General features: G+C 51.4%; 12 protein-coding genes and 1 pseudogene. 7 read left to right on the forward strand and 6 right to left on the reverse strand.

Features of this window, described 5'->3' with window-relative positions:
* Positions 1 to 575: 575 nt before the first annotated feature.
* From AYI87_RS02110 to AYI87_RS02125, 4 genes are all read left to right on the forward strand, one after another.
* Positions 576 to 980, forward strand: a complete 405-nt coding sequence (locus AYI87_RS02110; RefSeq protein ID WP_144199165.1) for a GFA family protein — start codon at positions 576 to 578, stop codon at positions 978 to 980.
* A 135-nt stretch (positions 981 to 1,115) separates the two neighbouring features.
* Positions 1,116 to 2,192 carry an NAD(P)H-dependent flavin oxidoreductase gene (locus AYI87_RS02115; protein WP_144199167.1) on the forward strand — a complete coding sequence of 359 codons (1,077 nt, stop codon included), beginning with the start codon at positions 1,116 to 1,118 and terminating at the stop codon, positions 2,190 to 2,192.
* 119 nt (positions 2,193 to 2,311) lie between these two features.
* The gene (locus AYI87_RS02120) at positions 2,312 to 2,725 is read left to right on the forward strand and encodes a GNAT family N-acetyltransferase (RefSeq protein ID WP_409928954.1); all 414 of its coding nucleotides are present in this window, start codon (positions 2,312 to 2,314) and stop codon (positions 2,723 to 2,725) included.
* A gap of 118 nt (positions 2,726 to 2,843) precedes the next feature.
* Complete coding sequence (locus tag AYI87_RS02125; protein WP_186300532.1) at positions 2,844 to 3,245, forward strand: DUF3465 domain-containing protein; 402 nt, start codon at positions 2,844 to 2,846, stop codon at positions 3,243 to 3,245.
* 1 nt (position 3,246) lies between these two features.
* Here AYI87_RS02125 and AYI87_RS02130 read toward each other — a convergent pair whose 3' ends face one another.
* A complete protein-coding gene (locus AYI87_RS02130; protein ID WP_144199171.1) occupies positions 3,247 to 4,533 on the reverse strand; it encodes an HD-GYP domain-containing protein in 1,287 nt (428 codons plus the stop codon).
* Between the two features lie 342 nt (positions 4,534 to 4,875).
* Positions 4,876 to 5,112: a hypothetical protein gene (locus tag AYI87_RS02135; protein ID WP_144199173.1), complete on the reverse strand. Its 237-nt coding sequence runs from the start codon at positions 5,110 to 5,112 to the stop codon at positions 4,876 to 4,878.
* Between the two features lie 421 nt (positions 5,113 to 5,533).
* Here AYI87_RS02135 and AYI87_RS02140 point away from each other — a divergent pair, with 421 nt between their 5' ends.
* The 3 genes from AYI87_RS02140 (at position 5,534) to AYI87_RS02150 (ending at position 9,111) form a co-directional block, all read left to right on the forward strand.
* Positions 5,534 to 7,021: a DEAD/DEAH box helicase gene (locus tag AYI87_RS02140; protein WP_144199175.1), complete on the forward strand. Its 1,488-nt coding sequence runs from the start codon at positions 5,534 to 5,536 to the stop codon at positions 7,019 to 7,021.
* A gap of 771 nt (positions 7,022 to 7,792) precedes the next feature.
* Positions 7,793 to 8,083 carry a hypothetical protein gene (locus AYI87_RS02145; RefSeq protein WP_144199176.1) on the forward strand — a complete coding sequence of 97 codons (291 nt, stop codon included), beginning with the start codon at positions 7,793 to 7,795 and terminating at the stop codon, positions 8,081 to 8,083.
* A gap of 512 nt (positions 8,084 to 8,595) precedes the next feature.
* Positions 8,596 to 9,111 (forward strand): hypothetical protein, encoded by a 516-nt coding sequence (locus AYI87_RS02150; protein ID WP_144199177.1) that lies wholly within the window; start codon positions 8,596 to 8,598, stop codon positions 9,109 to 9,111.
* Positions 9,112 to 9,146: 35 nt separating this feature from the next.
* Here AYI87_RS02150 and AYI87_RS02155 read toward each other — a convergent pair.
* The 4 genes and pseudogenes from AYI87_RS02155 to AYI87_RS02170 form a co-directional block, all read right to left on the reverse strand.
* Positions 9,147 to 9,398: pseudogene (locus tag AYI87_RS02155) on the reverse strand (transposase); the annotation flags it as partial.
* Between the two features lie 183 nt (positions 9,399 to 9,581).
* Positions 9,582 to 11,585 carry an alpha-amylase family glycosyl hydrolase gene (locus AYI87_RS02160; protein WP_144199179.1) on the reverse strand — a complete coding sequence of 668 codons (2,004 nt, stop codon included), beginning with the start codon at positions 11,583 to 11,585 and terminating at the stop codon, positions 9,582 to 9,584.
* Positions 11,585 to 13,507, reverse strand: coding sequence for a glycoside hydrolase family 13 protein (locus AYI87_RS02165; protein WP_260865049.1), 1,923 nt, complete (start codon positions 13,505 to 13,507; stop codon positions 11,585 to 11,587). Before AYI87_RS02165 ends, AYI87_RS02160 begins: the two co-directional genes overlap by 1 nt.
* A gap of 16 nt (positions 13,508 to 13,523) precedes the next feature.
* Positions 13,524 to 15,026: a tryptophan halogenase family protein gene (locus AYI87_RS02170; RefSeq protein WP_144199181.1), complete on the reverse strand. Its 1,503-nt coding sequence runs from the start codon at positions 15,024 to 15,026 to the stop codon at positions 13,524 to 13,526.
* Positions 15,027 to 15,035: the final 9 nt, after the last annotated feature.

The raw sequence follows: 15,035 nt of genomic DNA on the forward strand, positions 1-15,035 counted from the left end.
GGGCTGGGAGCTGGATTGGGGGCTCGTTTGGTGGTTTTTGAAGTGAGTCGAGGTGCAAGTCATTCCGTGTACCTTTTTATTGTCGTTTTTAGGGTTAGGGTTATTGCTTGTCATGACTGCAGGTAAGATTGCCTGCTATGAATGAAAGTCATTAGTGATAGTCATTAGTGATAGCCATGATTGATAGCCATGTTAGAAGGGAAGACTCGAGGGGAGCAATGCGCTGCATACGTATTCACCTGCCAGGCTGTTAGTTCGTGGCAATCTCCGCGATAAGCCAGCAAGTGACTGCGGGGATGCTCTCTCAATGAGGGCGCCTCATTCACTTAATACTCAGTGCTCGGTTTACAGGGCATAAATATGTGAAAAGGTAGGGCAGTCAGTAGTTGCAAAAACAATAGCAAAAGATAAATCCAACGCTCTGCCACATTTAGTTACGGAATTTAGGGGCTTAGCGTAGAGATTTATACTGATCTGACGTCGCAAGTTGTGGCAGCATAGGGACCGATTACAATTGTGCAGTCGATTTATTGCAGTTATTTTTCGTTGTCACTTACAGCCGGATCGGGAAAGCCATGTATCAAGGAAGTTGTCTATGCGGTGGCATTAAAGTCGCCATCAGCGGACCCATAAGTCATATCATTCATTGCCACTGTTCCCTGTGTCGTAAATCTAGCGGCACGGCATTCGCCACCAATGGTTTCGTCGAATTGGTGGACTTCAATCTATCGGATAAGGCCGATTTCCTCACAAGTTTTGAGTTTGCTCCTGGAAAGCGACGCTATTTTTGCCGTCGCTGCGCGTCACCCATCTACAGCGCCAACGATCAGGATAGTAAGCGTATTCGCCTTAGACTCGGCATATTGGACTCGCCAATCAGCGAACGCCCCATATCTCATAACTTCGTCACCTCCAAGGCTAATTGGGAGGAGATGGATGCCAAGTTACCCTGGTATGAGGGTCACGAGCCTGGCAGGTAGTTTCTCAGGAGCCAGTTACTAGGTATTAGCTACTAGGAATTAGCTACTAGGAATTCGCTACTAGTTGATAGCTGTCAGCATAGCAATGCGATCATGCAGAACATGAAGCTCGAGTCGATTCACTAAGGATGGGGTATGAATAGAATAAAATTCAAGGCGTTGCTGGGTACAGAGCTGCCTATTATTCAGGCGCCGATGGCTGGGGTACAAGACAGCAGGCTCGCCATCGCCGTGGCTAATGCCGGTGGGCTTGGGTCAATCCCCTGCGGCATGTTGAGCTCGGCGCAGATAGTCGATGAAATTAAACGTTTTCGGGCGGCAACCAGCGCGCCACTAAACCTTAATTTCTTCTGCCATGAGTTGCCGCCGTTCGACAATCGAGCCCAAGCGCGCTGGCATGAGCTATTAGCGCCATATTTTGATGAACTTGAGATAGCGGCCGATCTCGGCCAAGGCGGCGCGAGTCGTATGCCTTTTAATCATGAGATCGCTGATGCCATAGAAGCCTTTAAGCCAGAGGTGATTAGCTTTCATTTCGGCCTGCCACAAGAGGATCTGCTTAAGCGGGTGAGATCTTGGGGAAGCAAGGTGATCTCGAGTGCCACCACAGTAGCCGAGGCCGAGTACCTGGCGGCGCGAGGCGTGGATGGCATTATCGTTCAGGGCGTCGAGGCGGGTGGTCATCGCGGCATGTTTCTCAGCGACGATGTGAGCACTCAGGTGAAATTGGAACCCCTGCTGACTGAGATCGCCTCGCGAGTCGATGCGCCGCTGATCGCCGCTGGCGGCATAGGCGATGGGCACGGGGTAAAAGCCGCCTTGGCAATGGGCACCAGCGCCGTGCAGGTGGGCAGCGCCTATCTCTTGTGTGATGAGGCCAATACCTCAAGCCTGCATAGAGCGGCCATAGAGAATGCTATTAAGGTTGAAGGGAGTACGGTTAGGGCTGAAGGCTGTACTGCGCTAACCAATCTCTTTTCAGGTAGACCGGCAAGGGGCCTGGTTAACCGCGCCATGTCAGAGCTTGGGGCAATAAACGACTCGGCCCCGGCCTTTCCCTATGCGACTAACTTGATGGCGCAGCTACGCAAGGCGAGTGAGGCTCGCGGCATGAGTGATTTCTCGCCCCTCTGGTGCGGGCAAAATGTCGGCAGCTGCAAAAAGATCTCCGCAGGCGAGATGACCCTGGCGCTAATGCAGCTAGTAAAGTAAGCGTAGTAATTGCGGTAACAAATTAAAAATAATAACGAATAGAGCAGATGCAGATGAAAGGAGATCCCGTGATTGAGAAACCTGAGACAGAAAAACAGGCGCTTGAATCTAAGCTAGGTATCACAGTCAGCCAGCTTGAGGGTGAAAACAGCGAACTGGTCGATGCCTTGGTCGATGGTGTGCGCCAGTATAACTGCGCCAAGATGGGCAAGGAGACGTCTGCGCCCTTGACTGTATTGGCGCACGACAAAACCGGTAAGCTGATTGGCGGCGTCTATGGTCGCACCATCTATAAAAACTTTCTCATCCATGTGGTCTGGGTGGATGAATCGGCCCGCGGCACAGGACTCGGACGCGACTTGATGCTAGAGGCGGAGCGCGTGGCAATTAGCCGCGGTTGCCAGCAGGCTCAGGTGGATACCTTAGATTTTCAGGCGCCGGATTTTTACCAAAAACTGGGTTTTAGCCTTGCGGGGGAAATCCCTGCGTTTGATGCCAGTCCGGCCCGCTATTTTCTGTTCAAGCGCTATTGAGTGTATCAAAGCATGTTCAAATAAAGGTGGCTTGGACTTAAGTGCTTGCGCCTTATCACTAAATTAATGGGTAAGTTAAGAATAGCAAGTTAATGATAGCTAGTAAGGAAATCAGGCTATGAATAGATTCTACCGTGGGCTGTTACTCATCATCTTGTCGTTCGCCGTTAGTTTGCCACTCCTGGCCGATGACGGCTTGCTGGGCCAGGCGTTTGAGCAAAGGCAGAGTGGCGTTCAGATCCTGGGGGAAGGCGAGGTGATTCGCCTGCTCAGTGATGATACCAAGGGCAGTCGGCATCAGCGTTTTATTTTGCGCCTGGCCAGTGGTCAGACACTGCTGGTGGCCCACAATATCGAGCTGGCGCCGCGCATTGCCGATCTCAAGGTCGGTGACAGTGTGGGCTTCTTTGGCGAATATGAGTGGAACGATCGCGGCGGTGTGATCCACTGGACACACCATGATCCAAGAGGGCGTCACCCGGCGGGTTGGTTAAGCCATGGCGGTCGCAAATATCAGTAGGCTACTGGCTGGTTTCCAGTTCAGATTTGCTCACGACGGCGACCTGGCCCCTGAGTGGCTGTTTGGATGGCCGCTCGAACAAAGACGCCTTCGATAGCAGTTCGAACCTGTGATTGATGGCGATAAAGCTCTCGACCAGCTTAGGGTCGAAATGGGTGCCCTTATCCTGATGGATTAATTCCAGCGCCTCTTGATGACTAAAGGGGCGTTTGTAGCAGCGCGGCGAGGTCAGGGCGTCATACACATCTACCAGGGCGACGATACGGGCCGAGAGGGGAATTGCTTCCCCCTTGAGCCCAGCCGGATAGCCGCTGCCGTCCCACCACTCATGGTGCCCACTGGCGATATCACGCCCCATCTTTATGTAAGGACACTCTGGCGCGTAACTAAGTAGACTGGCTAATACCTGAGCGCCAATAACCGGGTGCGCCTTGATCTGCTCAAACTCCTCCGCTGTCAGCCGTCCGGGCTTGAGCAATATGGCATCGGCGATCCCCACCTTGCCGATATCATGCAAAATCGAAGAGAGGGTGATCTCCTGAATAAAATCGTCGGTTAACTCTGCAGGTGCATCAATGTCGGTTTGTCGCTGGGTAGCCAGCATCTTGGCGTAGTGCTGCATACGGATCAGGTGCGCGCCGGTCTCGTTGTCACGGTATTCGGCAAGTTTTGCCAGCCCCATCACGGTTGCGCGCCGCGATGCTATGGTCGAGCGCAGCGACTGGGTCAGTTTACCCAGCAGGAAGGCTGCGGACTGAGTGACTATGGCATTGGTGACAATGAAGTTTATCGCCACTACAAACCAGATGAAGCTGCTATAGCCCTGGGTCTCCGGCCATTGAAAGCCTTGTGTATGATAGACCAAGCCTATGGCTAGCAGGGCCGCAGCGTTAAGCAGCAGGGCACAGAGGCTGGCGCGTTTGCCAATTAATATGCTGGTGAGCGGGGGGAAGATAAACAGCCAGAAGAACCCGGCGCCCGTTGGGCCTATGGTGATAAGGAAGGCCACGCCGATGGCGAAGAACATCAAACAGCCTATGCAGTAGCGTAGCGTCTGCCTCAATTCTCTCGCTAGTAAGATGTAGAGCAGTAACAGATAGGCCAAGGTATCGAAGGCGGCCATGCCGACCAGACCCATTTGGATGCAGAGGTAGACACTGGTGATGTAGACGGGCACACATAAGATGGCAAGCAGTCCAAACAGGCGCTTGAAGATCAATTCGCGCCAGATGGGCAAGGTATCGTGAAGTTCGTGCGTGGCCGTTTGGGCAAAATTGGGGGCATCCATAGTCAATCCTTTGCACTGCCAGAGGGATTTCAATACCGGCGCAGCCTCTCTGGCGAGATCCTAACTGCTGCGCTTCTAGCTAAATAAGCTTTATAAACTAGCTATGTGAACCGCACTCGACAGCTAATGACGCTGTAAGGGTGAAACTTACTGCGTCGAGTTCTTACTGCGTGGATTATTAGTTGCCGCGCCTTGGTTTATCCCTTCATTATTACTCATAACGCCGCTGACGGGCTAATTTACCTTTCTCTAAACTGTTTCTTTTGTATGAAAATGTGACCAAGACAGTATGGAAAGGCCTTGGCTTGGCCTTATCCTGAGCTCGCAGTTCAGCACTGCGTCTTAATAAAGCTCTGCCGGGATATCGTCTGGCGGCGTCAGCTCGTCGATGATCTCTCTGTCGATTTCGCGTTCTATGATGCGATCTTCTATGTCTCGGCGGATCAGCTCATCTTCCAGGCGCTGACAGTGAAAGTCACAAAAGCCGCCTGTGTTGTGTATGGTGTGGGTCGAGCCAGGATCGCTGCTCGCACAGGCGCTTAACAGTAAGATCGCGGCAAGGGTGTATAGTGTTTTCATAATCGCTCCTTTTATCGCTGATGTTTATCGCGTCACAGGCCAGTTTTAACGTCATCCTTAACTGGGCCATCTGTGAGTGCTAGTAGTGCTTTATCTGTGGCTGCTTAGGCGGCTAACACATCGTTAGGGCCATAGTGACTCGATACGCGCGATAGGTTAAGTTAGTTTCCATTATGAAATCGGATAGGTGACCAGGCCCAGCAAAAAGCGGGCTATGGTAGCTGGTAGAGATAGCTAACAGTGATTGGCTGAGAGGCGCTAAGGCTATTTATGCCAGATCACTAAAGCTTCCTATATTATTGGTTTACTTTGGGTAAACTGGGCTAGTCTTAGCAAACGGCTCTGTTATACTAGCGCGCCTCAAATACCAGCCGCTCGATTGGCTGACGATTTTTGCCCTTGCGACCCTGAGAGAGAATCCATGACCTTTGCAAACCTTGGCCTGCCAAACGCTGTGCTCACTAACCTTGAGCAACTTGGCTACAGCCAGCCAACGCCTATTCAGCAAGAAGCCATTCCCCTGGCGCTCAAGGGTAAAAACCTGATCGCGGCGGCGCAAACCGGCAGTGGTAAGACGGCGACTTTCGTGTTGCCTATGCTCACGACCCTGATGCAGGGGCAGACACAGCGCAAGAAGCGGGCGCGGGCAATCATCTTGGCGCCGACACGCGAGTTAGTGCTACAGGTAAACGAGCGCATTGGCGAATATGGTAAAGGCTTAGGGCTGGTATCCATGGCCGTTTATGGCGGCGTCGACGTGCAGGCGCAGAAGCAGCAGTTGATCGAGGGCGTCGATATCGTGGTGGCCACCCCGGGGCGTCTGCGGGATCTCTACACCCAGAGAGCGATCCGCTTCGACGAGGTGGAACTCCTGGTGCTCGATGAAGCCGATCGCATGTTGGATATGGGTTTTATCGAGGATATCACCAAGATCTTAGATACTTTGCCAGAGGAGAGGCAAAACCTGCTGTTCTCCGCCACCCTGTCTCGCCCGGTGCGAGAGCTGGCAAAACAGGCGGTACCTAAGGCGATCCATCTGTCGGTCACTAAGAATCAAGACAGCCAGCCAGATATCGAGCAGTGGATCACCACGGTCGATAAGGATAAGAAGTCGGCGCTGCTCAGTCAGCTGATTAAAGATAATGCCTGGCCCCAGGCGCTTATTTTTATCGAGACCAAACATGGTGCCGCCAAGTTGGTGAGCCAACTGGAGAAGCGGGGCATTCAGGCCGAGTGTATTCACAGCGGCCGAACTCAGGCGGTACGAGAGCAGATCCTGGCGGACTTTAAGGCGGGTAAGATTGCTTACCTTATCTCAACCGGCATCTCGGCGCGCGGGATCGATATCGATAACCTCCCGCTGGTGATCAACTATGATCTGCCGTTTCCGGCCGATGAATACGTGCATCGCATCGGGCGTACCGGCCGAGCAGGTGCCAAAGGGGAAGCGATCTCCCTGGTGTCTAAGGATGATTTTAAGAACCTCTGCATGATCGAGAGCCGCCTTGATCATCTACTTGAGCGCCGAGAGATAGAAGGTTTTGCGCCGAGAAAGCCTGTTCCTATCTCTATCCTCAACTATGTGCCTAAAGCAAAGCGTGAGCAGGCTCAAAGCGAGAAGGGTAGCGAAGCAGCGGCTAGCCAAGGTGAGAAGGGCCCTAAGGGAGCTAAGGATAAGCGTAGAGAAGATAAGCCTAGAGGACAATCCAAGCCTCAAGCTAATGCATCAGCTTATAAAGGTAATTCTACAGACAAGAAGGCTAGGCCTGCTAAAGCTAAGCCAAGGAGCAATGAGACAGGAACTGGATCGACTGGTGATCGCGGTGGCAAAGATCAAAGCTCGGAGCGTAAAACTGAACAAAAGCCAGCCTTTAATCCCTGGGCCGAAAGTCGGCCGGGTAAGAAATAGGATTTAAAGGTAGAAGAGTTAGTAGCCCTCAGAGTGAGGGCTTTTTTGTGGCTGGTGGTTTTGTTCTTTTGGTGTTCGAGGATTCTCGATTTTCAGCTTGTGGTGTTTGCCCGATTGCTTGTTGGGAAATGTTTGAAGGTCGTACCTTCATGGCAACCTATCACCTGCGGTGGGCTTATGTGCAGATACGCCTGTGACACGCTTGCGTCTTCTGACCTGAATGGATGTTGGGGAGGCAATTGAAGGTCATACCTTCATTGCAACCTAACGCCTGCCCGGCGGGGGAATGTGCAAGCACGCTTTTGGCACGCCGACTTTTTGTCAAAGAGAGTTATCCCTGGAGGCTTCACGGCGGCACTGACCTACATGGATGTAGGGAATGCCAAAAGATGTAGGGAACATATTTGGCCATGCCGCCGAGAGCCAAAAGTGTGCTTACACCCGTATCTCAACGCTTCTTCGATTGGAACTGATCTGGTTTGAATAGATTCTTTTAGAGAGAAATATTTGATTAAATGTGACCTGGCATGTTGTATAGCCCCGACAAGATAGATTAAATTATCACCAATTAAGGACAGAGCTAGGCCAACTCGAATCAAACATCGACTACGCCATTCAGGGAATGAAAAAGCCAACCACATGCGCCAATCACCTCCTTTAGAAGATTACTCTGACCTCACTTATTTACATGCTTGGTCTCCTACCTTACAAGGTAGCGTACCTTGCAAGGTCTCACTAATAAGTTGTTATGTGTTTTAAGGAGTAGACAGATTGGCTGAATTATTAGGAGTTTTATTTCCGTCCTTGGTCGCGCTATACCTGATTGTTAATACGCAACTTGATACTTACCGGAAAAGAATTCGCTTTTTGGAAGTTAAAGTAGACGCTCTTATCAAACATACGGGTATTGAATTTGACGATAGCCCCCTAGTTCCGATTGAAGTTCATTCTGCGGTAAAAGCTGGTCATAGGTTAAAAGCAATCAAGCTGTATCGCAAAATTACAGGTGCTGGTTTAAAAGAGGCATCAGAGGTAGTAGATGGTTTGGTTAAAAACACGTAACAAGGCGCATCACTCGCAGCCTGCGACTGCTGTGACGTCAAACGCTATCGCGTTTTTCCGCCCGTGTGCTTAGCGTTATATGCAAATGGAAATAGCATGTGGTTCATACGACGAATACTTTACTTTCTTTACCTTGTGATTTTTCTGTTCTCAGGTTTATTCATAGCAGGATTTCTTGCTTATTATTTGAATGACGGCACTCTATCGGGCCCTGAGACCGCAGATAGAATGCTAGAGTTATTTGGTTGGTGGCCTCTACCTATTTCACTAATAGTTTTTGCTGCATTTTCACTTAAAGGTTGGTTACCTTTTGTCTATAAAAAGCAGGAAAAACCTAACGGTTGAGTAGTCTGCAAATAACAAGGCCTGTCAGCATTAGCCACGCGAAGACACGCGTGGCTGGGACGCCCAACACTCCGGTTGCTTTGTGTTGTCGCTCCACGCCAAACTAACACAAAGTAACTTACGTATTGGTCGCCTCTGCTGGCGGCGTTATGTTTATGGAGGTTGTTTTGACGGATTACATCAATCTAGTAGAAAAACTAGATGCGGATTTAGAAGAATTGGGCAAGTTCCTGTTTGAAAATCGAGGTAACTCTGCTCTTGAAAGTGCCTATATCAGAACGTTTTTCTCTACCGTCGAGGGCTTCCTTTTTGCATTTAGGCAAGAAGTATTGGCGCGTGAAAACTTCGAAGAGCTATTTGACCTAGCTGAACAAGCCAAGCTAAAAGAAGTTAAATTTGATCGCATTAGGCAAACTCTCACAAAAAAGCCGCAGTTCCTAGGATTCAAAGAAACTCTAAAATTCTCGTGTAAAAGTATTGCTAAAGCTCGTGGAGTAAATCCTAAGAGCTTGGGGTTTCAAGGTGTTGAGTGGGACAATTTTCTAGCTGCAAACAAGATTAGAGACCAAATCACTCACCCTAAGACACTAGACGATCTACAAATAGGTAATGACAAACTAGAAATCGTCATTAGGGCTAAAGTTTGGCTAAAAAATGAAGTTTTGCAGCAGTTGGTAAAATAAACATAACAAGTGACTGTGGTGTTTAGTCAATATATTTATCCGTTTTTTACGCACCACAGCTCCTTGCTCTTAAGCATGGTATTCAAGATCACGATGAGCTTTCGCATGCAGGCGATCAGTGCTACTTTCGGCAGTTTGCCAGCCGCTTTGAGACGCTGGTAATAGCCCTTAAAAACAGGATTGCACTGTATGGCTGACATCATCGCCATAAATATGACTGTGCGTATTCTGTGGCGACCACCACGGATCCTGCATTTACCCTTGTAAGAGCCACTTTCACGGTTCATTTAATAGGACAAAAAGAAGTTGGCTTTTGCTCCTTGTCGCTAATTTTAGCCAATCATTTATGCGCCTCTTAGTAAGGCGGTAAATCTGACAGGATGAGTCGAAATTAAAAGCGAGTAGGCTGAGTGTGGTGCTTGGTACTCGTTCTACTCGCTTTGATATCTTGAACTGATGAGCCTGTAGGCTTATTTCTCTCCTACGACGAGCACCTTTGACTCAAGAGGTGCTAAATCTAGTGTGACTTGGCCTCCCTTCGTCGTTAGGGTCAATGGTGCTGTTGGCTCTTTATCACTCAACATCTCTTTAAGCGGGTAGGTGCCTGGTGCGAGTTGCCAGCGTTTAACTAAGGCTGGTGGTAGCTCTAGGGTGAGTTGCTTTGCCTTGTCTTTAGAGAAGTTGCTGACGATGATGAGCTTTTGTTTGTCGTCGAAGCGGCTGAAGGCAAATAGGTCTGCATCATAGCCCTTGCCGTGATCGATATTCGCCCTGTGTAGATCGCCATATTCACCGCTTAGGGCGCTGAGGCTGTGGCTGAGGTTTAACAGCTTGGCGTAGTAAGCTCGCAGACTCAGCTCCTCTTTTGATGACTGACCGCCGTCGAATTTACCCATGTTCATAAAGCGCTGGTGGGCCGGTACGCCGATATAGTCGAAGATGCTGGTGCGGCTGGGTTTGCCAAAGCCCGCGTCTTCGCTGCCATCTTCGCCGACCTCCTGGCCGAAATAAAGCAGGGTGGGCGCCTGACTTAGAGTGGTGGAGATCACCATGGCGGGCAGGGCAATTAGGGGATCTCCGGCAAATTCAGGACTGGCGATCCGCTGCTCATCGTGATTCTCGAGAAAATGCAGCATATGCTCGGCGATATCTTCGACGCTGTTGCGATCGCGCTCGATCGCCTGGGTGCCAGCCTTGCCCTGGATGATCGCCTTGAGGCTGTCGTAGAGTCCTACCTTGTCATAGAGGTAGTCCATCTTGCCAAGGTGAATATAGTCGCGGTAACGACTCGGGGCATAGACCTCGGCGAGCAGCAGGGCATCGGGATTGGTGTGCTTGATGTGGCTGTTTAGATAGCTCCAGAAGGCAACCGGCACCATCTCGGCCATGTCATAGCGAAATCCGTCTACGCCCTTGGCGAGCCAATATTGGGCGATCTCGTTGAACTTAAGCCAGGAGCTGGGGATGCTTTCTTTTGGCACCCGTTGCCAGAAGGCGTAATGCTCGACGGCTGACTTATCGCTATAGCTCTCAGGTAGCTGAGGAAAATCCTCGCTGCCATCTGGCGTGACGCCATAGTTTATCTTAACGGTTTCATACCAGTCGTTTTGATCTGGCCTGGCCGCGCGGGCGCCATTGCCGGTCCACTTGGCGGGAAACTCGTCAAACTTGCTATCGACTAGCGGATGTGGCTCGCCGCCGAGGGGCTTTAAATCTGGGCTTAGGCTTGGCACCTCGAAAGGCGTGCCCACTACATAGTAGAAGTTGTTGTCTCTGGCGTAACTGACCTGGGTGTTGTCACTTGCGCCGAAGTCTGTGACGCCTTTCGGGGCCGACAGCGAGTGATAGCCGCGCGCCACATGGTTGGGCACTATGTCGATGATCACTTGCATGCCAGCTTCGTGGGTGCGGGCGATCAATGCCTCGAACTCCTCAAGGCGTTTGGCGGGGTTGTCTGCCAGATCCGGATTGACGTTATAGTAATCTTTCACCGCATAGGGGGAGCCAGCGCGGCCCTTGACCACATCGGGATCGTCTGTGCTTATACCGTACTGGCTATAGTCGCCGACCAAGGCATGGTGGGGGATCCCCGTATACCAGATATGGCTGACCCCCAGAGATTTGATGCTCTCTAGCGCCTTGGGGGTAAAGTCACTCATCTTGCCTACGCCGTTTTGCGCCTTGGTGCCCCAGGGGATGTTGGCGGTCTGGGTATTGCCGAAGAGTCGGGTGAATACCTGATAGATGACTGGCTTGGTCACCCGCTCGCAGCTTGTAGACTGAGCGTCACTTGATTGGACACTAGCAGTTTTTGCATTGGTTGCTGCCTCCATCTGGGGCAGGGCGATGGCCTGGGCTGAGATCATCAGCGCGGCGCTGCACAGGGCAGCACTTAACTTATTTAAGGGAATGTTTAAAGTAATGTTCAAGGGCTTGTTCAAGAGCCTATTCAAATCGGGACGCGCCTTAGTCATTATTTGGCTTCCTCGATGGCTAACAGGGTAACGCCTTGTCCCTTGATCGAGAGGGTCTTATCCAGCGTGACGGTATCACCGCTGATCACATCTTGAGCCGTGCGGGCACTGCCCAGCAGATCACGGTAGCGAGCGAGAGGCATTTCGACCGCCTTATCCAACTTGTTGTAGATCACCATGAGGCGCGCCTTGTCGCTGCAATCTTGTTTGGCGCAGCGCATCTGCACATATACGCCATCCTGAGGCACATAGTGGCGCAGGCCACCGTTGTGGATGAAGTCTGCCTGTTTGCGGAAGTTAAGCAGGGCGCGGGTGAAGTTCAGCATGGACGCTTGATCGTCACTCAGCCCTTTGTTATCAAAAACTGAGATAGCATCTCCGTGCCAGCCACCGGGGAAATCTGAGCGCGTGATACCATCATTACGATCTTTGGTCGGGCTTTTCATCAAAATTTCTGAACCATAGAAGATCTGCGGAATGCGGTTGCTGGTGAGCACGTAGGCCAGTGCCATCTTGGTCAGGGCTAAGTTATCACCCAGCAGGCTGTAGAGGCGGTTGGTGTCGTGGTTGCCTTCGAACAGTACAAGTTGCGTCGGGTCGGCATAGACCACATCGTTGGCGAGAAACTCATACAGGCGCATCATGCCTTCGCTCCAGCCTTCCTCTTCGCTCAGCGCCTTGATAAGGGTTTCATAGAGGGGGAAGTCCATCAGGCTCGGCAATTCTGACTGGTAGCCATCTTGATTGACCTTGCCCTTCTGCCAGTAGGAAACGGTTATTGGGTTGCCCGTCCACTCTTCGCCGACGATGTTGAACTTGGGATACTCAGTCATGATGGCGCGGGTCCAATCGACCAGAAAATCCTTATCGGCGTAGGAGTAGGTGTCTTCGCGTATGCCGCTCAGATGAGCGTATTCTACCCACCAGATGCTGTTTTGGATCAGGTAGTTGGCAAGCTGTGGCTGCTCTTGGTTAAGGTCCGGCATGGACTCGACAAACCAGCCGTGGCTAAAGTCGCGCTTGTCTTTGGCAACCGCGTAGGGGTCTTGCAGTGTGGTACGTCTGTGGGTGGTGAAATCGATGGCCGAGGAATCTTGATCTACAGCGGCCTCAGGACGGTTGACCCAATCCTGGCTGGGCAGATCATCCATCCACCAGTGGTTAGCGCCGATATGATTGACCACCACATCGGCGATGATACCTATGCCTTTCTGTTTCGCCTTGATGGCTAGTTGGCGGTAGTCGTCATTGCTGCCAAACCTTGGATCGATACGGTAGTGGTCGGTGACCGAGTAGCCGTGATAGGAGTATTCGGCCATATTATTTTCGGTAAGCGGGTTGATCCACAGCTGAGTGACACCAAGATCTGCCAGATAGTCCAGGCTATTGATGATCCCCTGAATGTCGCCGCCGTGACGGCCACCCGGATTGCTGCGATCGGCTTGCTCTATCATGTCCGCCTGGTTGTCATTGGCGGGATCGCCGTTGGCGAAGCGATCCGGCGTGATGAGATAGATAACGTCTTTGTTGCTAAAGCCCTGGCGAGCCGCGCTGCCTTGGTCGCGCTTGAGCAGCTCGTAGGCCACGCTAATTTGTGGCTGGCCCGGTTGTTCAAATGTCAGCTCAAAAGTCTGCGCCTTGGCGTCTTGGGTATCTAAGTTAACAAACAGATAGTTGGGGTTCTCTGTGGTCTCAACGCCTTTAAGGGTTACGCCATCGGCCTTAACGGTTACCTTGGCCTTAGCGATGTTTTCGCCGTGCACCATCAGCTGCAGCTGACTATGTTGCATGCCTGCCCACCAATTGAGGGGCTCGATACGCAGCGCCTGTTCGTCTGCGCTGGACGTAAATGGGAATGTGATGGCGCCAACTGTGGCTAATGCACCTAAGGTGATACAGCGGGAGAGGTGAGAAAGTTTCATCTAGGTATCCTTTTTATTACTCAGACTGTGCGGCGCAGTGTTGTTTGAGGTAGTCGTCGTGACTCGCCATGGCGTCGGTCGTCTTGGTGATGATTCTGTTTAGATTATGGAGTAGCTCAGCCGTTTGTTCATGGGTGAGGGCGCCTGCCAGCGGATGCGCGCTAGTTGGCATCAGACCCTGTCCTAGCATCACCTGGGTCCAGGCGTTTTCGCTAAAGAGTGTCTCTTGAGGGCAATTGATAACACCCGAAGCGGAAAAAAGCGCCATCTTGGTGGTTAAGGTCTCGGGTACGGACATCTCGCGACAATGTCGCCAGAATGAGTCATCATCCCTTTGATTAAGCTTGTAATGCAAAATAATAAAATCGCGGATCTGCTCAAACTCTTCTGCCGATTGACGGTTAAATTCAGCCCTTAAGGCATCTAGATTCATTTGGTTAGGAAAGAGTTTTATTAGTCGAATGATCCCGCTTTGAATAAGATGCAAACTGGTGGACTCCAGCGGCTCTAAGAAACCGCTGGCCAAGCCAAGTGACACACAGTTGTTATGCCATTGTCTGGCGACGCGCCCTGGGGTGAACTGAATGGTATTTGGATCGCCTATTGGCGCGGTATCAACATGGCGCTTGAGTATAGATAGCGCCTCATCATCGCTCATGTATTGACTCGAATAGACGATGCCGTTCCCGGTTCTGTGTTGCAAGGGGATCTGCCAGCACCAACCGGCCTTGTGCGCTGTGGCGCGGGTATAGGGGCGCCTAGGTTGACTGGCTTCTGTCGGCATGGCGATGGCGCGATCGCACAGTAGCCATTGGCTGTAATCTTGATACTCAACCTTGAGCGCCTGTTTGATCAGCAGTCCGCGAAATCCCGAACAATCGAGATAGAGATCGCCGCGCACTCGCTGCCCGTCTGCCAGGTCGAGATAGTCTATGTTGCCGCTTTCTTTATCCAACACCACCTGAGTTATCTTGCCTTCGATGCGTCTTACGCCGCGTTGTTGGCTGTATTTTGATAGCAGCTTGCCATAGAGGCCGGCATCGAAATGGTAGGCATGTGTAACGCCCGGCAGATCTGTACCAGGCAGTTGAGCCAGAGGCTGAAACTTATTGGCCTTAGCGGCCTGGAAATTTAGCGAGTAACGCCAGTAGTCGTTTGTTGACTCAGGATTTGAATTTAACCAGAGATGACGAAAGGGGGTGAGGGCAAGATCTTTTCCTTGTGCACCGAAGGCGTGCATATAGGACTGACTTTCGGTGAGCCAATGCTCAAATTCGATCCCTAGTTTATAGGTACCCAGAGTCGCCCTGAGAAAGTCGTGTTCCTTGATCCCTAAGGCGCGATTAAAGATCTGCAATGGCGGAATGCTGGCTTCGCCGACGCCAACGGTGGCGATTTGATCCGATTCAATCAGAGTAATGTCGAGCTGCTTACCCATCATACGCGTCAGCATGGCCGCAGCCATCCAACCTGCGCTGCCGCCGCCGACGATAACCAGATGTTTTATTGCTGTCGTCATCTTTAGCTC

This window comes from Shewanella sp. KCT (genome assembly GCF_007636505.1).
Lineage (GTDB): Bacteria > Pseudomonadota > Gammaproteobacteria > Enterobacterales > Shewanellaceae > Shewanella > Shewanella halotolerans.